The following is a 20,372-nucleotide window of genomic DNA, read 5'->3' on the forward strand; positions in this document are numbered from 1 at the left end:
TGCTGAATCGAAGGTGGCCTCGGAGTGCACCGCCGTGCACTCCGAGGCCACCCCGAGGAGGTCTGCCCTTGCGGGCACAGGCGCTTCGTCAGGCGTTGACGCAGGTGTTGCCGAACGAGGGGTTCAGCAGCGCGATCACGTTGACGGTGTTGCCGCAGACGTTGACCGGGATGTGCACCGGGACCTGGAGCACGTTGCCGGACAGGACGCCGGGGGAGCCGACGGCCTTGCCGTCCGCCGCCGCGTCGGCCATGGCGGGGGAGGCGGCACCGGCGGCCATGAGAACGCCGGCGGCCAGCACCACTGCCTTCTTGTACGTCATTTGTTTTCGTTTCCTTCCCGCAGAGGTCTATCCGCTGCAGAAATAACAACGAGTGGGTCCGGGAAAAGAAACCGGGAATTTCGGCGCGCCTCCGGCCAATTCACTCACATGCCTGTGCGCCCTGAATTGTGGCCTGATTGTTCGGTTGCCTCGGTTCGCTTCGGGGTCCTTATTCGGGTCCCGACATGCGGCGGGGCCGCCGCGACCCGAAGGTGCGACGGCCCCACTGGTGCGGTGCTGTGTCAGCTGGCGCGGCGCGGTCAGCTGCCGGCGGAGGCGTTGCCGGACAGGATCGGGATGTTGCTGAGGATGTGCGAGAGAGCCTCGTCGCCCTTGGCCTGGGTGGAGTTCTCGGTGCACTGCTGGTTCTGCGGGCTGGACAGGACGGGGATGTCCTGGACGCCGACGTTGACCAGAGCCAGGACGGACTGCACGTTGGCCTTGGCGGGCAGGGCGATGCAGGGCTTGTTGAACGAGCCCTGGATGAGCGCCATCTGCGGGCTCATGTTGCCGTACGTGGCCTGGTTGCCGTAGATCTGCGAGGCCCCGTTGCCGTTCACGGTGTTGATGCCGTGGTCGTTGCCGATGGCCATGGCCTGCGGGGCCATGGCGGCACCCAGACCGACGAACGAGGCGGCAACCGCTGCGCCGGCCGCAAACTTCTTGATCATGATGGTCCCTTTTTTGCAGGATTGCCCGGTACTCAAGCACTCGGATCAACGGCGCTACCGCGGTTTGGGTTGCGTCTCTTCACTCGGATGCCGAAGTTTCGGACTGCACGGTTGACGTCAGGCGTTGACGCAGGTGGTGCCGAACGCGGGGTTCAGCAGGGCGATCACGTTCACGGTGTTGCCGCAGACGTTGACCGGGACGTCGACCGGGACCTGGAGCAGGTTGCCGCTCAGGACGCCGGGGGACTCGCCGGTGAAGCCGTTCGCCGTCGCGCCGTCGCCGCCGTGCGCGGAGGCGAGGCCCGCGCCGCCCATCAGCAGCGCCGCGCTCGCGACCGCCAGGGTGGTGCCGCGCACCAGCCTCTTCTTCATCTCCGTTTTTCCTTTCGGTTCGAACAACGATGCAAGCCATAACGACGCGCCCGTCTCCAGGGTGCGTGCTATCGCCCAAAAGGCCGTATGAGCGAGTCCGGCGTGATTTCCCTCCTGATTTCTGACAAAGTTCACTCCTGTTTTGTCCCCTTGATCGAAAATGGAGACAGGGTCATGGGTTCCTCCCGCAGAATCCTCGGCACGCTCGGTCTGCTGTCCTGCCTCACACTTTCGGTGAACGTGCCCTTTGCCGGTGCGGCTGCCGGGGCCGCCGCCCCGCCGGGTGCGCGGAGTCCGCTCGCTCCGCTGGTCAAGGAAGCTCCCCGGGTCCCGTTCACCCAGCGTTATCAAGCCGTGCAGCACGGCGGCCTGGTCCGGGCCTCGAACTCGTCCATCGGGTGCCGCAAGGAGGAGTCCGAGCAGGCCGAGCCGTGTGCCGCGGTCAACAAGGGTGCGGCCGGGACCAACGGCGACTACGAGATGTTCTACGACGAGGTCGACAAGGACCCGGACACCTACAACTCCACCCGGGCCGAGCTCAAGGTCCCGGCGGGCGCGAAGGTCTCGTACGCCCGGCTGTACTGGGGCGGGAACCTGCGGGTCGGCGAGCAGAAGCCGCCGGAGGACAACGGCCGGGTGCTCGTCGCCGAGCCGGGCGGCGCGTACAAGGAAGTGCTGGCCGACACGGTGATCGGGCACCGCAGCGACGCGGCCGGCGATGCCTACCAGGCCTCCGCCGACGTGACCCCGCTGGTCCGCAAGGGCGGCGCCGGGATGTGGACGGTGGCCCAGCTGAACGTCGCCATGGGGCACTCGGACATGGGCGCCTGGGGCGGCTGGACGCTGGTGGTGGCCTACGAGCACCCGCAGGAGCCGGTGCGCAGGGTCTCGGTCTGGGACGGCTTCGAAGGGCTGGCCGCGGGGGCCGGTGACGGGACGGTGGACCTCACGGGTCTGGACGCAGCGCCCGGCGCGCAGGGGCGGGTCGGGGTGGTCGCGTACGACGGGGACCGCGGAACGCTCGGGGATTCACTCACGGTGACCGCCGACAGCGGGCGCCGGATCAGTCTCAGTGACGGAGAAAATCCTTTTAATGATGTTATGAATTCCACGATCACGGAATTTGGAGATCACTCGTTCGCGCGACAGCCCGAACATATGAATAACCTCGGATATGACGCGGACGTGTTCGATCTGAGCCCCGCCCTGTCCGGTGGCGCCCGCAGCCTGACCTTCGGGTTCACGGGCGAAAAGCAGGGTCATTTCCTCGGTGTGCTCTTCGTTCAGACAGACGCGCGCCGCTGAACGCAGGAGACCACTCCACGTGCCGACGCAGCCTTCTTCACCCTCTCCTTCCCCTCCCCCTCTCCTGACCGGCCTCCGGTCGTCCTCCACCTCGTCCAGCCGGTCGAGGGAGGGGTCGCCCGCGTCGTCGTCGACCTCGTACGCGCCCAGTCCGCGGCCGGCCTGCGGACCTACGTCGGCTGCCCGCGCGGCGGACAGCTCGCGGACGCCGCCCGCGAGGCCGGGGCCGAGGTGCTCACCTGGCGTGCCGGGCGGGCTCCCGGGCCGGGCCTGGCCGCCGAAGTGCTCGGCGCGCGCCGCCTGATCGGACGCGTCCGGCCCGACCTCCTGCACGCCCACAGCGCCAAGGCCGGACTCGCCGGGCGGCTCGCCGTGCGCGGGGCCGTCCCGACCGTCTTCCAGCCGCACGCCTGGTCCTTCGACGCCGTGGGCGGGGCCACCGCCGCGCTCGCGCTGCGCTGGGAGCGCTTCGGGGCCCGTTGGGCCGACCGGGTGCTCTGCGTCAGCGAGGCCGAGCGCCGCTCCGGCGAATCCGAGGGGATCGCCGCCCGCTGGTCGGTGATCCGCAACGGCGTCGACCTCGCCCACTTCCGCCCCGGCGCCCCGGACCCCGTCCAGGACAAGGCCCGGGCCCGCGCCGAACTTCCGCTGCCCGCCGCCTTCCTGGGGGAGGGGCCGCTCGCCGTCTGCGTCGGCCGGCTCTGCCAGCAGAAGGGGCAGGACGTCCTGCTGCGTGCCTGGCCGGAGCTGCTCGGAGCCGTTCCCGGGGCCCGTCTCGTGCTCGTCGGGGACGGCCCCGACATGGAACGGCTGCGCCGCGGGGCGCCGCCCTCGGTCCACTTCGCGGGGGCCGCCTTCGACATCCGGCCGTGGCTTCGGGCCGCCGATCTCGTTGTACTGCCGTCGCGGTGGGAAGGCATGGCGCTCGCCCCGCTCGAAGCCATGGCCTGTGGCCGCCCGGTCCTGGTCTCCGACGTCAGCGGTGCCAGGGAGAGCCTCCCGCCCGGCCAGGGACGGCTGTGCCTGGTGGAACCGGAGGACCCGACGGCGCTGGCCAAGGCCCTGGGCGGGCTGCTCGCCGAGCCGCGGCTGCTCGCCGAACTCGGGGAGCAGGCGGAGCGGCACGCGCGGATGGAATTCGACGTGCGGCGCACCACGGACGCGGTCACCGGTCTGTATCACGAACTGCTGGGCAGGCCCCGGCCCTTGAACCAGGAGCGCATCAGCCGATGACGATGGACAGCGCACCCGCCCGGCACACCGGGCAGGACGGCACGGGGCCCGCCGGCGGCATCACCGGCATCACCGGTACGACCAGGACCACGCACACCAGCACGAGCGCGAGCACGACCACGAGCGCCGCCGGCGCCGCCGCCGTGCGCCGTTCCGTGACCGCCATCCACCCACCGCGCGGGCCCAAGGCCGACCGCGCCCGGGCCGCCGTACGGCCCGAGCGTGTGCGCCGCCGGGACGGGATCGTCCCGCTGCTGGCCGCCGACGCGTTCGCCGCAACGGCGACGGTGGCGGCGCTTCCCGGAGCGGAGCTGCCCCTCGGGGCGGCCGCTCCCCTCGCCCTGGCTCTGGTCGCCCTGCACGCACAGGCCGGGCTGTACCGGCCCCGGCTCGCCCCCTCCGCGCTCCTCGAACTGCCCGCGCTCGCCGGGCGGGCCGCCGCGCTGTGGTGCGGGGCCGCCGCCGTGCTGGCCGCCACCGCCCCTGGCGACGCCCTGGGCTGGAGCGCGCTGCTCGGCGCGGTCTGCGTCCAGGTCGTCATGGCGTGCGCCGGGCGCGGAGCCGTCAACCAGCTCCGCCGCCGCATCCGTGCCCGCCGCCCCGCCTCCGCCCTGGTCGTCGGACCCGGCGCCGGGGCGAGCGCGGTGGCCGCAGCCCTGCACGGGCGCCCCGAGTACGGCCTGCGCCCCGTCGGTCTCGCGGACACCGGGCCCGCCGAGGAGGCGGCGGCGGGAGTGCCCGTACTCGCCACCCACGAGGACATCCGGCGGGCCGTCATCCAGAACTCCGTCCGGCACGCCGTCTTCACCCGCCCGCCCGAGGCCGACGAACGCACCGCCTCACTGGTCCGGCTCTTCCACGACCACGGGTGCCGGCTCTGGCTCGCCGACCCGGCGGGCACCGCCAAGGTCACCGGGATGCGCGTGGCGCAGCCCGCCGACCAGCTGTGGGGGTACGCCGTCCAGCCGCTGCTGCCGCGTCCGGCCCGGCCGGTCGAGCGGTACGCGAAGCGGGTCATCGACTCCTCGCTCGCCGCGATCGCCCTGCTCGCCGCCGCCCCCGTGATGGGCGCCTGCGCGCTCGCCGTACGGATCTCCGACGGGCCGGGGGTGATCTTCCGGCAGGAGCGGGTCGGCCTCTACGGACGCCCCTTCACCCTGCTGAAGTTCCGCACCCTGCGCGCCGACGCCCACGAGTCCGCCACCCGCTGGACGGTGGCCGGCGACTGCCGGATGAGCCCGATCGGCTCCTTCCTGCGCAAGTCCTCGCTGGACGAGCTGCCGCAGCTGTGGAACGTGGTCCGGGGTGACATGAGCCTGGTGGGTCCGCGTCCCGAACGGCCCTTCTTCGTGGCCAAGTTCAGCAGCGTGCACCCGGGGTACGAGGCCCGGCACCGGATGCCCGTCGGCATCACCGGCCTCGCCCAGATCAACGGGCTGCGCGGGGACACCTCCATCGAGGACCGGGCCCGCTTCGACAACCACTACATCGACACCTGGTCGCTGTGGCAGGACCTGTGGATCCTGGCCCGCACCGCGGCCTCCTTCTTCCGCTTCCGGCTGGGGGGCAGCTAAAGCATGAGCCTTGCCGCACCGACGTCACCGACGTCGTGGTCCTGCCCGGACCCCGCCGACCTGCTGCGCCGGCACTGGCCGCTGCTGCCGCTCGCCGCGACCGTACTGGCCCTCCTGATCCCCGTCCCGGCCGGTGACGCGACCGCCTCGGGGAAGGTCGGTCCGGGCGACGCCGCCTCGCTGCTGCTCGTGTTCGTCTGCGGGATCCAGGCCCTGCGGGGCCGGGTCCGGCCGCTGAGCCCGCTGGGGGTGCTCGTCCTCGGCCTGCCGGCCGTCGGGCTCGCCGTCTCGACGGTGACCGCGGGGGACCCGTACGCGGCCCTGCCCGGCTTCGTGCGCTACCTCCAGGTGTTCGTGCTGGTCCCGGCGGCGATCGTGCTGCTGGTGCGGGACGCCTCGGAGTTCCGGCTGGCCGCGGGGTGCTTCGTGGTGCTGGCGCTGGTTCAGGGAGCGGTGGGCGTGGTGCAGTTCGCCACCCACACCGGAGCCTCGTACCAGGGCGAGGACATCCGCGCCGTGGGCACCTTCGGCCCCGGGGACGTCATGGGCATGGCCACGGTCGTGGCCTACGGCCTGGTGGTCGCGACGGCCGGTGCGCTGGCGCCGGGGCTGCCGGCGCGGGTCCGGCGGGCCTCGGGCGCGGCGGCGCTGGTCCTGGTGCTCCCGCTGGTGCTGTCCTTCAGCCGGGGCGCGTGGATCGCGACCTTCGCCGCGGCCGGGCTGGTGATGGCCATGGCCGGGATCCGGCGGGCCCTGAAGGTGCTCCTGGCGCTGGCCGCCGCCGGGGTGGTGCTCGTCGGCGGGTTCGGCGTCGGCTCCGCGATGGTCGCGGAGCGGCTGACCTCGATCACGCAGGTGTCCGACGCCCCCGACCAGTCGGTCACCGACCGCTACACGATGTGGGCCGCGGCCGGGTCGATGTGGCGCGAGCGGCCCGTGGTGGGGGTGGGGCTGAAGGGGTTCCCGGCCAACCGGGACTCGCACTCCGGGCTGGCGCTGTCCTCCGGCAGCGACACCGCGGGCGCGGGCCAGGGGTACATCCGCCAGCCGCTGCTGTCCCCGCACAACATGTACCTGCTGGTGCTGAGCGAGCAGGGGCTGACCGGCCTCATCGCCCTGGCGGGCGGCTGGCTGGCCCTGCTGGTGGCGGGCCTGCGGCGGTGTCTGGCGGGACCCTCCGCGGTGCGGGACTGCGGACTGGTCGCGGTCGGCCTGCTCGTGTGGCAGCTCACCGACTTCCTCTACGCGGACATCGGGGGCCCGTCGACCGTCCTGACCGGAGTGATCATCGGCCTGGCGGCCTGGTGGGCGCTTCCCTCCGGCGGAGGGACGGGCGAGCTCGACTCCGGCGACGCCCGTCGACGGCGCGGACGGGGGCGAGCCGCTGCGGCCGCCTCCGGTCGTGGGCCGGGCGCGCCCGCCCGGGCCGCGACCCCTGAGGGTGCGGCCGGCCGGTGACGGATACGACGCCCTGGCGGCGGCCCGCAGCCGCGGCGACCGAGGTCGCCGCGGCTGCGGGCCGTCCGCCGCACCCGCCCGTCCCGCCCCCGGCCCCCGGCTCCGCCGGCGCGCCGTCCACGGGCCCGGCCGAGGCCGCGGGCCGGGTGGCCGCCTCGGGCGGCCCGCTGTCCGCCGGGCGCGGAGCCGCGCACGTGGGCATCCCCGTCCGCTCCGGCGACGCCGGAGCGGGCCGCGTGGTGGCCACCGGCCGGTCCGGGCCGGGCCTCGACCGGGGCGCGGCCGCGCCGGGGCTGGTGCCCGCGGGGTCCGGGGCCGTCGGGCCCGGGGCCTTCGCGACCGGGCTCCCGGGGAGCGCGGCCCTGGACGTGGAACCGCTCACCACCGGAGCCGTGCGCGGGGCGGTCGGCAGCGGGCGCCGGAGCGGAGGCGGGAAGGCCCCGGGCGACGGGGCCCGGTCGGGGAGCGGCGGGGCGCTCGCCAAGGCGGCCGCCGTGACCGCCGGGCTGACCGCCGCCGGGGCGGTGTTCGGGCTGGTCCGCGACCAGACCATCGCGCACCTCTTCGGAGCCGGGCACGACAGCGACGCCTTCCTCATCGCGTGGACCGTCCCCGAGATGGCCTCGACGCTGCTCATCGAGGACGCCATGGCCCTGCTCATGGTGCCCGCCTTCAGCCACGCCCTGGCCCGTCGGGCCGCCAGCAGGGCCGGGCTCACCCGCCAGGAGGCCCGCGCGCAGGACCCCGTACGGCTGCTCGTGGGGGCCACGCTGCCCCGGCTGCTGGTGCTCCTGGCCGCCGTGGCCTCCGTGCTCATCGTCGCCGCCCCGCTCGTCGTGGGCGTGCTCGCGCCGGGGCTGCCCGACCCCGGGCTCGCCGTCGAATGCACCCGGTTGACCGCCCTGACCGTGCTGTCCTTCGGGCTCGCCGGCTACTTCAGCGCCGCCCTCAGGGCGCACCGCTCCTTCGTGCCGCCCGCCGCCATCTACGTGTCGTACAACGTCGGCATCATCGGGACCATGGTCGCCCTGCACGCCCTGTGGGGGGTGCGCGCCGCCGCCGCCGGGGTCGCCGTCGGCGGAGTTCTGATGGCCCTGGTCCAACTGCCCGCCTTCATCCGCAACGTGGGCTTCGGGCCGCCCCGCGCCAAGGGCGCCCCGCGCAGCCAGCGCGACCGGGACCGGCCGACGCTGATCGCCTTCGGGGTGATCGCCCCGGTGATCTTCTTCGCCGTGTTCCGGCAGTCCCAGGTCCTCGTCGAGCGGTTCCTCGCCGCCTCGCTTCCGCCCGGCGCCATCTCGCACCTCAACTACGCCCAAAAAGTCGCGCAGATGCCGATGGTGCTCTCCCTGATGATCTGCACCGTCACCTTCCCCGTCGTCGCCCAGGCCATGGCCGGCGGGGAGCGGGAGAAGGCCCGCAGGCGGGTCGAACAGGACCTCGCGCTCGCCTCGCTCGCCGTCCTCATGGGCACCGCACTCGTCATCGGGTACGCCCCCCAGATCATCCAAGTCCTCTTCGAACGCGGAGCGTTCACCCACGCCGACACGGAGGCCACCGCCTCCGTGATGCGGGTCTACGGCCTCGGTCTGCTCGGCCACTGCCTCGTCGGGGCGCTCTCGCGGCCCTTCTTCTCCACCTCCCGGCCCACCTGGTTCCCGGCCCTCGCCATGGGTTCCGGACTCCTCGTCAACATCGTCGCCGGAGCCTTCGCCGTCGGCTGGTGGGGGATCTACGGGATCGCCGCCGCCAACGCCGCCGGCATCTCCACCACCGCCGCACTGCTGCTCACCGGCCTCGGCTCGCGGATCATCGCCATCCAGGTCCGCCGGGTCGCCATCAGCATCGGCCGGCTCTCCGTCGCGGCCCTCGCCGCCTGCGCCACCGGCTGGATCGCCGGGCCGATGATCCCCGACCCGCTGGTCAGCGCCGCCCTCGGCTGCCTGCTGGTCCCGGCCATGTTCGGGGCCACCGGCATGGCCATACGGGCCCTGGAGGTCACCGCCCTGCCGGGCCAGCTCGCCCAGCTCACCGCTCACCTCACCGACCGGCTCACCCAGCTCACCCAGAGGTTCCGCAATGTCCGCTGACACCGAAACGGCGCGCCCCGCCGCGGCGGCCCCCGCCCGCCGCACCGGCTCGCCGTGGGTCCTGATGTACCACTCCGTCGCCGATTTCACCGATCCCGCCGAGGACCCGTACGGCATCACCGTCACCCCGTACGCGCTGGAGGCCCAGTTGCTGTGGCTGCGCTCCCGGGGACTGCGCGGGGTCTCCGTCGGCGAACTGCTGCGCGCCCGCGCAGCCGGGCACGGCGCCGGGCTGGTCGGGCTGACCTTCGACGACGGCTACACCGACTTCCTGACCCGCGCCCTGCCGCTGCTGCGCCGCTACGACTGCACCGCCACCCTCTTCGTGCTGCCCGGGCGGCTCGGCGTGGACAACGTCTGGGACCCGCTGGGCCCCCGCAAGCCCCTCCTCACCGCCGAGGGCATCCGCGAAGTCGCCGCCGCCGGACAGGAGATCGGCTCGCACGGGCTGCTCCACCAGGACCTCACCGCGGCCCCCGACGACGTACTGCAGCAGGAGCTGCGCGGCAGCCGCGAGCTGATCCGGGAGCTGACCGGGACGCTGCCCGCCGGATTCTGCTACCCGTACGGGCACCTCGACGCCCGGGTCGTCGCCGCGACCCGGGACGCCGGGTACGGCTACGCCTGCGCCATCGACCCCGGCCGCCTCGCCGGACCCCACGCGATGCCCCGTACGCACATCAGCCAGGCCGACGGCGGCCCGCGGCTGCGGATCAAGCAGGTGCGCCACCAGGTGCGGGAGCTGCGCAGGGTGGTGCACCTGTGAGCCCGGAGAAGGTGCTGCACGTCATCACGGGACTCGGCGTCGGCGGCGCCGAGCAGCAACTGCGGTTGCTGCTGCGGCACATGCCGATGCGCTGCGACGTCCTGACGCTGACCAACCCCGGCCCGGTCGCGGAGGGGCTGCGCGCGGACGGGGTCCGCGTCGTGCACCTCGGGATGCGCGGCAACCGCGACCTGGGGGCGGCGGCGAAGCTGGCCACCTTCATCCGGCGGGGCCGCTACGACCTGGTCCACACGCACCTGTACCGGGCCTGCGTGTACGGGCGGCTCGCGGCCCGGCTCGCGGGCGTGCGGGTGAGCGTGGCGACCGAACACTCCCTGGGGGCGGGCGAGATCGAGGGCCGGCCGCTCTCGGGCGGGGTACGGGCCCTGTACCTGGCGAGCGAACGGCTGGGCGCGGCGACCGTGGCCGTATCGGACACGGTGGCGTCCCGCCTGGAGGCCTGGGGGGTGCCGGCCGCGCGGGTGCACGTGGTGCCGAACGGGATCGAAGCCGTGCGGTTCCGCTTCGACGAGGGCGTACGGCGGGCCACCCGGACCCGGACCGGACTGCCCGAGCGGGCCTTCGTGGTCGGCGGCGTCGGCCGGCTCGTGCCGGGCAAGCGCTTCGACGTCCTGGTCCGGGCGGTGGCGGCGCTGCCCGGCGCGCACCTGCTGCTCGCCGGGGACGGGCCGGAGCGGGCCGCGCTGCGCCGGCTCGCCGCCGAACTGGGGGCGCAGAGCCGGATCCACCTGCTGGGGGAGCGAGACCCGCTGGGCGATTCCACCGACGGGCGGACTCCGGGGATCCCGGCGCTGCTCGCGGCGATGGACGTGTTCGTGTCCCCCTCGCGCGAGGAGGCTTTCGGGCTGGCGGTGATCGAGGCGCTGGCGGCGGGCCTGCCGGTGCTGCACGTCACCTGCCCGGCGATCGACGACCTGCCCGCGGCGCAGGCGCCGGGGGCGCGGCGGATCGGCACCGGCACGGAGGAACTCGTCGCGGCCCTGCGGGGGCACATGGAGGCCGGCGCCAAGCGGCTGCCGCCGCCCGGGGTGGTGCGGCGCTACGACATCGCCCGGAGCGCGGGGCAGCTGCTGCACGTGTACGACCACGCGATGGCCGGCTCACCGGCCGGGTCCCGGGGGGCGGTGGCGCTGCCCGGTCCCGGCCGGGGGCCTCGGGCCGCTGATCCGGCGGGTCCGGGTGCGGCGCCGTTGCCGGGGGCCGGCCCCCGGACCCCTGCTCCTCAAACGCCGGAGGGGCTGAGTTTGGCCCCGGCGGGGTCGGACCGTGCGGCGCCGTTGCCGGGGGCCAGTCCCCGGACCCCTGCTCCTCAAACGCCGGAGGGGCTGAGTTTGGCCCGAGAGGGGCTGGACGTGCCCCCGGCGGGGCTGAGTTTGCCCGCCCCCGGTGGCGACACCGGCTGATCCGAGCCCGTCGGGGCCCGCACCGGGCCCCGAAGCAAGCACCCGTCCACCAGGAAAGAGGTACGCACATGGCGGACAACGCCGACCAGAAGAAGTCCACCCACCGGCGCCGGGTACGGCTGCTGCCGCCCCCCGCGTGGTGGCCGCTGCCCGTCGCCGCGCTGCTGGGGCTCGCCGCGGGCGGGGCGTACGGGGTGCTCAAGGCGCCCGAGTACGCCGCCACCAGCTACGTGGTCGCGGTCCCCGACGACACCACCGAGCCGGCCACCGCCCTCGGCTTCGCCCAGGCCTACGCCCGCATCGCCACCAGCAGTTCGACCCTCGCGTACGCCCAGCCCCGCGCGGGCATCGGCGTGCAGAAGCTGCGGACCCAGGTCCGCGCCGAGACCTCCCCCGAGTCCCCGATGATCGCCATCACCGGGACCGCGAAGAGCGCGAGCGAGGCCGCCGACATCGCCAACGCGGTCGCCGACGCCCTGTCGCTGAGCAGCAACCAGGCCGCCAAGAACACCGGCGTGCAGCTGCTCCTCTTCAACCAGGCCGTCGCGCCCAGCGACCCCGCCTCCGCGTCCCCCACCCTCAGCGGGGCCGTCGGCCTGTGCGCCGGCGGGCTGCTGGGCGGGCTGTGGCTGCTGGCCCGGCCCACCGCCGCCCGGCGGCGCGCCGAGGGTCCCGCCGCGGCGGGCATCACGGAGACCACCGCAGAGCCCGCCGGGGAGACCGTCGAGGAGTACGCATCGCTGCCCGCGCAGGGCGAGCCCGCCGCGGCCAAGGAGAAGGAGTCGGTGCGATGACCACCGGCTCCGCCGGGCCCCTGTCGGTGACGCTGTGCCGCGATCCCCGGCAGTTCGCCGCGCTGGAGGAGCCGTGGAACCGGCTCGTCCGCGGCTGTCCCACCGCCACTCCGTTCCAGAGCCACGCCTGGCTGCACTCCTGGTGGCTGTCCTACGGCAAGGACGGCCGGCTCCGCATCGTCCTGGTGCGGCGCGGGGAGGAGCTGGTCGGCGCGGCCGCGCTGATGCTCGTACACCGGCCGCTGCCGCTGCTCGTGCCGCTCGGCGGGGGCATCACCGACTACTTCGACGTGCTCGTGGCCGCGGACCACGCCGACCAGGTCGTCCCGGCCCTGGCCAACGGTCTGCACCGGGCCGCCCGGGGCGCCGTCGTCGACCTGCGCGAGGTGCGGCCCGGGGCCGCCGCCGAGGCGGTGTTCGCGGCATGGCCCGGGATCGGCAGCAAGCTCACCGACTCCACCTGCATGGAGCTGCCGTCCATGCCCTTCGACGAGCTGGTCAAGCGGATGCCGGCCTCCGGCGCTCAGCGGGTGCGGGCCAAGCTCCGCAAGACCGACGCGGCGGGGATCGAGGAACACGAGGTCACCGAGCAGGAAGTGCCCCGAGCGGTACGGACCTTGCTGCGGCTCCACGAGAAGCAGTGGCGCGGCCGCGGGGTCACCCCCGAACACCTCAAGCCCCGCTTCGCCGAACACCTGACCCGGGCCACGCGGCGGATGGTGCGCGCCGGGGAGGGGCGGCTGGCCGAGTTCCGGCTCGACGGGAAGGTGGTGGCCGCGAACCTCACCCTGCTCTCGGGCTCGCTCAGCGGCGGATACCTCTACGGCGCCGATCCCGACCTGCGCGACCGGAAGGTGGACGTGGCCACGCTGCTGCTGCGCTACGAGACCACCCGTGCGCTCGCCGAAGGCCGCCCGGTGGTGAGCTTCCTGCGCGGCAACGAACCGTACAAGAACCACTGGCGGCCGCGGACGGTGGTCAACCAGCGCTTCCTGCTGGCCACGACCGCGCTCGCGCCCCTGCTGCGACTGCACGAGTCGCAGGTGACGGGGCGCGAGCGGGCGGTGGACGTACTGCGGGAGGCGTTGCCGGCCGCCAGGGACTGGCGGGCGCGGCTCAACGAACTGCGGGTCCGATGACCCGAACGCTCCGCCTAGAAGGGCCAGAAGCCGGTCTCCTTGCCCCAGTCGACCTTGATGCAGACCGACTGCTTGCCGACCAGCTTGGAGAGCCACTCGCCGAAGTTGATCGGCACGCACCACTCCGTGCTGTTGACGGGCGGTGTCGTCGGCTTGGGCGGCTGGGAGGGCTCGGGGTCGGGCTTCGGTACGACCGGCGAGGGCACCGGGGACGGGACCTCGGGGCTCGGCTTGGGCACGACCGGGCTCGGGCTGGCGCTCGGGGTCGGGCTCACGGGAACCTCGGGCACGACCGGGCTGACCTCGGGGGACGGGACCAGCGGGCTGGGCTCGACCGGGCTGGGGACGACCGGGCTCGGGACGGCCGGGCTGGGCTCGACCGGGATCTCCGGGCTCGGGACCACGGGCGAGGGCGTCGGTTCGACGGGGCTCGGGGCGACCGGGCTGGGCTCGACCGGGCTCGGGGCGACCGGGCTCGGGACCAGCGGGCTGGGTTCGGCCGGGCTGGGCTCGACGGGGCTCGGGGCGACCGGGCTCGGGATCTCCGGGCTGGGGAGCACGACCGGCGGGGTGACGACCGGCGTCGGGATCTCCGGCGTGGGGACCTGCGGGGTCGGAATGACCGGCGTGGGCACCACGGGGGTCGGGATGACCGGGGTCGGGACGATCGGGGTCGGGATGACCGGGTCGGGTCGCTGCGGGGTCAGCGCCTCGCGGAAGACCTTCGTCGAGGCCGGGTTCTGCTTGCACTGCCAGACGCCGTGCGGGCAGTAGTCGGTGATGGTGTGGTAGAGCGGCTTCTGCTTCTCGATCCACTGCAGCATGCGCCGCACGTACTCCGGGTTGTCCCCGTTGCGGAACAGCCCCCACTCCGGGTACGAGATCTCTTTGCCGTGTGCTCGCGCGAAGTCGACGTGCTGCTGGAGCCCGTACGGCTGGCTGATCTGGTCGTCGAAGGTCCGTCCGGGACCCTGGTCGTACGAATCCATCCCGACGATGTCGACCACGTCGTCGCCCGGGTAGCACTTGGTCCAGCCGATCGCGTCCGTGCCGCGGTTCGGGGTGAAATCGAACTTGAACTTCTGGCCGGGCACGGAGCGCATCGTGTTGACGATGCGCTTCCAGTACGCCTTCCAGTTCTCCGGGTCGGGTCCGCAGCGGTGGGTGTACGTGACCCCGTTCATCTCCCAGCCGAGCACGATCACCGTGTCCGGGACGCCCAGCGCCACCAGTCGTTCGGCGAGCTTCCTGAAGTGCCGGTCGTACTGGCCCTCCGCGCCCGCCCGGATCAGCTGGGCGACCTGGCGGTCGGGGACCCGGTCCTCGTTCCGCTCCTGCATGGGCACGTTGAGGACGAACAACCGGTCGGTCCGCTGGCGCCGCCACTGCGCCCAGTCGTCCAGGAAGCTGACGTTGCCCTCGATGCCGGCCCACTGGTCACCGGGCAGATAGGTGTGCCCGACCCGGATCTCCTTGCCGCCCAGCCAGTTCGACAGGAACGGGATGCGGGCCACGCCGGGCGGCCCGTAGTCGAGGTAGGCACCCATGGCGATGTCGGAGTGAGAGCTCTGCTCCTCGGGGGCCGCGAGGGCGGCCCCGGTGGCGAGCAGTCCGGCCGTCACCGTTCCGATGCAGGTGCTCGCCAGTCGGCGGCGTGGTCTGGGCATGGCGTCTCCCGAGCTTTCCTGAATCGGTGTGCTTACCAAAGACGTTAGGCATCACATCTGACGAATGGCCTGTCCGGTGACCTCTGCATAGGCCATTCGCACCTGCGCACCCTCCCCGCTTGGTCCGACTAGGTGAAAGACACCGTTCCCATGCACGCGCATCCCAGCCAAGTGCCCGCAGTTCTGCTCAGACTCGATCGGAATCCGTTCCACCACGGAACCCTCGGCGCCGTCAGATCCCTTGGGCGCGCGGGTGTGGAGGTCCATGCCGTCGTCGAGGCCGGGGGAGGTCCCATGGGGCGTTCGCGCTACCTGCGTGCCGTGCATCCCGGACCGTCCGGCGGACTCGACCCCGAGGCGCCCGAAGCCTTGCTGGAGTGTCTGACCGGGGTCTCCGAACAGATCGGCCGCCCGGCGGTGCTCATCGCCATGGACGACCTCAGCGCGATCGCGGTGTCGCGGGTGGCACCGATGCTGACGGACCGTTTCCGGATCCCCCATCAGCCCGACGACCTGCCGGCGCGGGTGGCCGACAAGGCCGAGCTGTCGCGGCTCTGCGCCCGGTGGGACGTACCGCACCCGGAGACCGTGATCCCGGCGAGCGGGGCCGAGGCGGCGGAGGCCGCGTGGCGGCTGGGGCTCCCGGTGATCGCCAAGTGGAGCCGGCCGTGGCTGCTGCCCCAGGGCACCGGCCTGCGCAGCACCACCCTGCTCCACGCGGCCGCCGAGGCGCGGCGGCTGTACGAGCGCTCGGACGAGGCGGGGAGCCGGCTGCTTCTCCAGCGGTTCCTGCCGGCCGGGCCGGACACCGACTGGTTCTTCCACGGCGCGTTCGCCCGGGGCGGGCGTCCGCTGATCACCGGGTCGGGGCGCAAGGAGATGTCCTGGCCGGTGCGGACGGGGCTGACGGCGGTCGGGCGGTGGCTGCCGGATCCGGCGGTGGAGGAGGCGGGTCTGCGGCTCGCCGAGCGGCTCGGCTACCAGGGGATCCTGGACCTGGACTTCCGCCGGGACGAGCAGGGCGTCTTCCGCCTGGTGGACTTCAACCCGCGTCCGGGCGCGCAGTTCAGGCTGTTCACGGACACGGGCGGCCTGGACGTGGTCCAGGCGATGTACCTGGACCTGACGGGCCAGCGGGTCCCGGAGCCGTCCGGCGGGCCGGGCCGGGTGTTCGTGGCGGAGAACTACGCCCTGCTCGCGGCGGTGCGCGGCCGCTCGCTCCCGCGCCGTCCCCCGGCTCCGCCCCCCGGGGCGGGCGCCGCGGCCGCCCCCGCGCGCCGGGGCCGGGAGCGGGGGCAGGTGGAGGCGGCGTGGTTCGCGGCCGACGACCCGATGCCGTTCCTGGCGATGCTCGCCGCCTTCCTGGGGCGGGGCGCGTTCAAGGGCTTGCGGGTGCTGCGCGGGGTCCCCGGGCAGGGCCGCCGGACGGCCCGGGCGGTGGTCCGAGCCCCGCACCAGCGGGGCGGGGAGCTGCCCCCGCCCGCCGGGGCCGGGGCCTCCGGCGGATCGGCCGGATCCGGCACCCGGTCCGCCCCGCCGGAGGCCCCGGCGGAGCCGGACGAGCTCGTGACGCGGTGACGCGGTGACGCGGTGACGTAGGGACGCGGTGACGTCGGAAGACGGTGGAGCCGCAGGGGTGCAGGGCGTCGCGGGGCGCAGGTGGCAGTGGACGAACCATGAGGCTGGAGGGACTGCGGTGACACGGATGGACGACCTCGTGGTGGTCGGAGCGGGGCCCTACGGGCTCTCGATCGCGGCCCACGCGGCCGGTGCGGGGCTCGAGGTGCGGATCCTCGGACGGCCCATGGCCTCCTGGCGGGACCACATGCCCGACGGCATGTACCTCAAGTCGGAGCCGTGGTCCTCCAACCTGTCGGCGCCCGGCGGGCGTTACACGCTGGCCGAGTACTGCGCGGGCCGCGGGATCGCCGCCGAACACGGAACTCCGCTGCCCATCGGGACGTTCAGTGCGTACGGGCTCTGGTTCGCCCGGCACGCCACACCCCCGGTGGAGGAGGCGACCGTCACCGAAGTCACCCCGCAGGGCGGGGGTTTCCTGATCCGCACCGCCGAAGGGCCGCCGCTGCTCGCGCGGACGGTCGCGCTGGCCGTGGGCGTGATGCCGTTCGTCCGGTACCCCGAGGCGCTACGGGAGCTGCCCGCGGCGCACTACTCGCACAGCAGCGGCCACCGCGACCTGACCCGCTTCGCCGGCCGCGAGGTCGCCGTGCTCGGCGCCGGGCAGGCGGCCCTGGAGACCGCGGCCCTGCTCGCGGAGAACGGGGCCCGGCCGTGCCTCGTGGCCCGGCGCTCCCGGCTCAACTGGAACACCGTCCCGCAGCCGCTGCGCCGGCCCCCGCTGCGCGCCCTGCGCGATCCGCACAGCGGCCTCGGTACGGGCTGGCGCAGCTGGGCCTGGTCGGAGCTGCCCTGGGCGGTGCGCCGGCTGCCCGCGCCCACCCGGGAGCGGATCGCGGCGACCGCGCTGGGCCCGGCCGGAGCCTGGTGGCTGCGGGAGCGCTTCGAGCGGCGGGTCCCCGTGCTGCTCGGGCACCAGTTGCAGCGTGCGGTCCCGGCGGGTGCGCGGACCCGGCTCGGGCTGTCCACCCCCGCCGGGGAGTCCGTCGTCCTCGACACCGCGCACGTGATCGCGGCGACCGGCTTCACCCCGGACCTGGCCCGGCTGGAGCTGCTCGACGCGGGGCTGCGGGCCGCGCTGGTCACCGTAGGGGAGAGCGGGACGCCGGAGCTGAGTCCGGGTTTCGAGTCCTCGTGGCCGGGGCTGTTCTTCGCGGGGCTGGTGACCGCTCCCTCATTCGGCCCTTCCATGCGATTCGTGCACGGCGCCGGCTTCACGGCGGGGAGACTGGTGTCAGGAGTCCGCAAGCGTCTGGGGGCCCGGGGCCCGCTGACGGGTTCCACCGGTGCGCCCCGGGCCGACCGGGCTCCCGCTGCCGGGCACAGAGCGTGAGAGCCAGTCACCACACGTGAGAGGTGTCGCGATGAGCGATGAGCGCGCACAGGGCCGGGGCTGGGTGAGGATCCCGGCCAGCCGTGCGGAGCAGCCCGGCACGACGAGGGCGGCGCCCCCGCAGCCGTACGGGCAGTCTCCGTACGCGCAGTCCCCGTACGCGCAGTCTCCGTACGGGCAGTCTCCGTACGGGCAGTCCTCCGGGCAGGACGCGTCTTCGCAGGACCCGGACCCGCACGCTCCGTACGCGCACGGCCGGCACGCGCAGGCCCCGTATCCGCAGACCCCGTACGACCCCTCGATGATCTACCTCTCCCTCGTCAAGCGCTGGCAGGAGGCCGGACGCACCCTTCCGGGGCATCCTGACGAGGAGTGGGAGCGGCTCATTTCCCAGCCGTGCTGGCCCGGCCGTTAGGTGGTGTGAGTCTCGTGGCAGCGGCGGAGCGACGCGACAAGAGACCGGACGCCCCCGGGAGCCCGGGTAGCGCCGGGAACGACGGGCGCCCCCTCATCGGCCCGGGCGAGCGGCTCGCGCTCAACGGCATGGGCAGCTTCGAGTGGGACCTCGGCGCGGGGACCCTGGACATGGACGAGGCCGGAATGGCGGTCTTCGACCTGGAGGGGGAGGAGTACGACCGCACCCCCGACAGCCTGGGGCTGCGGATCCCGGTCGACGACGCCGCGCGGCTCCGGGACACCGTCCAGGGCGTCCTGGACAGCGGGGAGGAGACGTACGGCCAGTACTTCACGGTGCAGCGGCGCGACGGCCGGGACCAGTGGACGCACACCCAGGGCCGGGTCCTGCGGGACGCGGAGGGGCGCCCGGTGCGCATCGTCGGCATCGTCCGGGACGCGACGGCCGAGCTCGCCCACCTCACGGTGCTGCGCAAGCTGGAGTCGGCGCGCGCCCAGCAGGCGACCATCGTGCAGCGGACCACCGAGGCCCTGTCGCGGGCGGTGACGGTCGACGACGTGACGGCCATGCTGACGGGCGCGGGGGCGCTGGAACGGCTCGGCGTCGACGGAATGGCGCTGGGGCTGGTCGAGGGCGGCCACATCAAGATCATCGCGCTCAGCGGGGAGACCCTGGAGATCCTCAGCGAGCGCAAGTTCACCCGGCTGGACGGCTCGCTGCCGCTCTCGCAGGCGGTGCTCAGCCGGAAGGCACGTTTCGTCACCTCGCTGGCGGAGCTGGCGGAAGAGTTCCCGCTGCTCTCCGACTACCTGAACCGCATCCAGTACGACGCGGCTGCCTACCTCCCGCTCATCGCGCAGGCCGAGGCCATCGGCGGACTGGTGCTCTTCTACCGGCGCCGCACCGACTTCAGCCCCGAGGAGCGCAACCTCTGCCTGGGCCTGGCGGGCATCGTCGCCCAGTCGCTCCAGCGGGCGCTCCTCTTCGACCAGGAGCGCGAGTTCGCCACCATGCTGCAGGCCGCCATGCTGCCGCGGCGGATCCCCGAGATCACCGGCGGGGAGATCGCGGTGCGCTACCACTCGGCCTGGAGCGGGCGCGAGGTCGGCGGGGACTGGTACGACGTCATCGCCCTGCCCCGCGACCGCGTCGGCATCGTCGTGGGCGACGTGCAGGGCCACGACACCCACGCCGCCGCCATCATGGGCCAGCTCCGCATCGCACTGCGGGCCTACGCGGGCGAGGGCCATCCGCCCTCCACCGTGCTGGCCCGCGCGTCCCGCTTCCTGGCCGAGCTGGACACCGAACGGTTCGCGACCTGCATGTACGCGCAGGTCGACCTGGAGACCGGAGGCGTACGAGCGGTCCGCGCGGGCCACCTCGGACCGCTGATCCGGCACACGGACGGGCGAACGGGCTGGCCCAACGTGCGCGGCGGCCTGCCGCTCGGGCTGGCCACCGTCTTCGAGCAGGAGGAGTTCCCCGAGACCCGGCTCGACCTGGTCCCCGGCGAGACCCTCGTGCTGTGCACCGACGGGCTCGTGGAGGAGCCCGGTACCGCCATCACCCAGGGCATGGAGGCCCTCGCCCACGCGGTCCGCAGCGGCCCGCAGGCGGCCGGGGCGCTCGCCGACCACCTCTCGGACCGGCTGTGGGAGCGCTGGGGCTCCGGCGACGACGTGGCCCTGCTGGTGCTGCGCCGGGCTCCCGACCCGGGCACGCACCGGGCACCGCGCATCCACCAGTACGTCCACCAGGCGGACCCGGAGGGGCTCTCGGAGGCCCGCTACGCGCTGCGGCAGGCGCTGCGCGACTGGGGCATGCCGGAGCTCGCCGACGACGTGGAGCTGGCGGCGGGAGAGCTGCTGGTCAACGCCCTGCTGCACACCGACGGCGGAGCGGTGCTGACGATGGAGGTGCTGCCGGAGCCGGTCCGGCGGATCCGGCTGTGGGTCAAGGACCGCTCCAGCGTGTGGCCGCGGCGGCGGACGCCCGGAGAGTCGGCGACCACGGGGCGCGGGCTGCTGCTGGTGGACGCGCTGGCCACGCACTGGGGGGTGGAGTCCCGGGGCGACGGCAAGGCGGTGTGGTGCGAGTTCTCCGCGGCGGGCAGCGCGGCGCGGAGCGCCCCGTGACCGCGCGCCCCGTGACCGCTCGCTCACGTCGAGTTG

At 73.9% G+C, this 20,372-nt stretch carries 15 protein-coding genes and 2 pseudogenes; 13 read left to right on the plus strand and 4 right to left on the minus strand.

The window, feature by feature from the left end; translation table 11 throughout:
* Positions 1–88: 88 nt before the first annotated feature.
* The 3 genes from ACE1OC_RS24135 to ACE1OC_RS24145 form a co-directional block, all read right to left on the minus strand.
* Positions 89–322 carry a chaplin gene (locus ACE1OC_RS24135; RefSeq protein ID WP_407838769.1) on the minus strand — a complete coding sequence of 78 codons (234 nt, stop codon included), beginning with the start codon at positions 320–322 and terminating at the stop codon, positions 89–91.
* A 260-nt stretch (positions 323–582) separates the two neighbouring features.
* Positions 583–993, minus strand: a complete 411-nt coding sequence (locus tag ACE1OC_RS24140; RefSeq protein ID WP_403719850.1) for a rodlin — start codon at positions 991–993, stop codon at positions 583–585.
* A 117-nt stretch (positions 994–1,110) separates the two neighbouring features.
* On the minus strand, positions 1,111–1,365 hold the full coding sequence (locus ACE1OC_RS24145; RefSeq protein ID WP_351380786.1) for a chaplin: 255 nt from the start codon (positions 1,363–1,365) through the stop codon (positions 1,111–1,113).
* 174 nt (positions 1,366–1,539) lie between these two features.
* Here ACE1OC_RS24145 and ACE1OC_RS24150 point away from each other — a divergent pair, with 174 nt between their 5' ends.
* The 9 genes and pseudogenes from ACE1OC_RS24150 (at position 1,540) to ACE1OC_RS24190 (ending at position 13,148) form a co-directional block, all read left to right on the plus strand.
* Positions 1,540–2,670 carry a DUF3344 domain-containing protein gene (locus ACE1OC_RS24150; protein ID WP_407838770.1) on the plus strand — a complete coding sequence of 377 codons (1,131 nt, stop codon included), beginning with the start codon at positions 1,540–1,542 and terminating at the stop codon, positions 2,668–2,670.
* A gap of 66 nt (positions 2,671–2,736) precedes the next feature.
* A pseudogene (locus ACE1OC_RS24155) lies at positions 2,737–3,903 on the plus strand (glycosyltransferase); the annotation flags it as partial.
* The gene (locus tag ACE1OC_RS24160) at positions 3,900–5,477 is read left to right on the plus strand and encodes an exopolysaccharide biosynthesis polyprenyl glycosylphosphotransferase (RefSeq protein WP_407838771.1); all 1,578 of its coding nucleotides are present in this window, start codon (positions 3,900–3,902) and stop codon (positions 5,475–5,477) included. The pseudogene ACE1OC_RS24155 and the gene ACE1OC_RS24160, both read left to right, overlap by 4 nt.
* Positions 5,478–5,480: 3 nt before the next feature.
* Positions 5,481–6,935: an O-antigen ligase family protein gene (locus tag ACE1OC_RS24165; protein ID WP_407838772.1), complete on the plus strand. Its 1,455-nt coding sequence runs from the start codon at positions 5,481–5,483 to the stop codon at positions 6,933–6,935.
* Positions 6,936–7,231: 296 nt separating this feature from the next.
* Positions 7,232–9,025, plus strand: coding sequence for a murein biosynthesis integral membrane protein MurJ (murJ, locus tag ACE1OC_RS24170; protein ID WP_407841662.1), 1,794 nt, complete (start codon positions 7,232–7,234; stop codon positions 9,023–9,025).
* Positions 9,015–9,791: a polysaccharide deacetylase family protein gene (locus ACE1OC_RS24175; protein ID WP_407838773.1), complete on the plus strand. Its 777-nt coding sequence runs from the start codon at positions 9,015–9,017 to the stop codon at positions 9,789–9,791. Before murJ ends, ACE1OC_RS24175 begins: the two co-directional genes overlap by 11 nt.
* Positions 9,788–10,930: pseudogene (locus ACE1OC_RS24180) on the plus strand (glycosyltransferase); the annotation flags it as partial. The gene ACE1OC_RS24175 and the pseudogene ACE1OC_RS24180, both read left to right, overlap by 4 nt.
* Positions 10,931–11,283: 353 nt before the next feature.
* Complete coding sequence (locus ACE1OC_RS24185) at positions 11,284–12,009, plus strand: lipopolysaccharide biosynthesis protein (protein WP_407838774.1); 726 nt, start codon at positions 11,284–11,286, stop codon at positions 12,007–12,009.
* Positions 12,006–13,148 carry a GNAT family N-acetyltransferase gene (locus tag ACE1OC_RS24190; RefSeq protein WP_407838775.1) on the plus strand — a complete coding sequence of 381 codons (1,143 nt, stop codon included), beginning with the start codon at positions 12,006–12,008 and terminating at the stop codon, positions 13,146–13,148. The genes ACE1OC_RS24185 and ACE1OC_RS24190 overlap by 4 nt, the downstream gene beginning before the upstream one ends.
* 14 nt (positions 13,149–13,162) lie before the next feature.
* Here the strand turns inward: ACE1OC_RS24190 and ACE1OC_RS24195 are convergent, their stop codons facing one another.
* Positions 13,163–14,815, minus strand: a complete 1,653-nt coding sequence (locus ACE1OC_RS24195; RefSeq protein ID WP_407838776.1) for a glycosyl hydrolase — start codon at positions 14,813–14,815, stop codon at positions 13,163–13,165.
* A 294-nt stretch (positions 14,816–15,109) separates the two neighbouring features.
* Here ACE1OC_RS24195 and ACE1OC_RS24200 point away from each other — a divergent pair, with 294 nt between their 5' ends.
* The 4 genes from ACE1OC_RS24200 to ACE1OC_RS24215 all read left to right on the plus strand — a co-directional run bounded on the left by ACE1OC_RS24200 (position 15,110) and on the right by ACE1OC_RS24215 (position 20,336).
* Positions 15,110–16,393: an ATP-grasp domain-containing protein gene (locus tag ACE1OC_RS24200; protein ID WP_407838777.1), complete on the plus strand. Its 1,284-nt coding sequence runs from the start codon at positions 15,110–15,112 to the stop codon at positions 16,391–16,393.
* 127 nt (positions 16,394–16,520) lie between these two features.
* The gene (locus ACE1OC_RS24205) at positions 16,521–17,786 is read left to right on the plus strand and encodes an NAD(P)-binding domain-containing protein (RefSeq protein ID WP_407841663.1); all 1,266 of its coding nucleotides are present in this window, start codon (positions 16,521–16,523) and stop codon (positions 17,784–17,786) included.
* Between the two features lie 31 nt (positions 17,787–17,817).
* Positions 17,818–18,201: a hypothetical protein gene (locus ACE1OC_RS24210; protein WP_407838778.1), complete on the plus strand. Its 384-nt coding sequence runs from the start codon at positions 17,818–17,820 to the stop codon at positions 18,199–18,201.
* Between the two features lie 14 nt (positions 18,202–18,215).
* Positions 18,216–20,336, plus strand: a complete 2,121-nt coding sequence (locus tag ACE1OC_RS24215) for a SpoIIE family protein phosphatase (protein WP_407841664.1) — start codon at positions 18,216–18,218, stop codon at positions 20,334–20,336.
* Positions 20,337–20,372: the final 36 nt, after the last annotated feature.

It is taken from the genome of Streptomyces stoeckheimensis (assembly GCF_045822005.1).
In the GTDB taxonomy this organism is placed as follows: Bacteria; Actinomycetota; Actinomycetes; order Streptomycetales; family Streptomycetaceae; genus Streptomyces; species Streptomyces stoeckheimensis.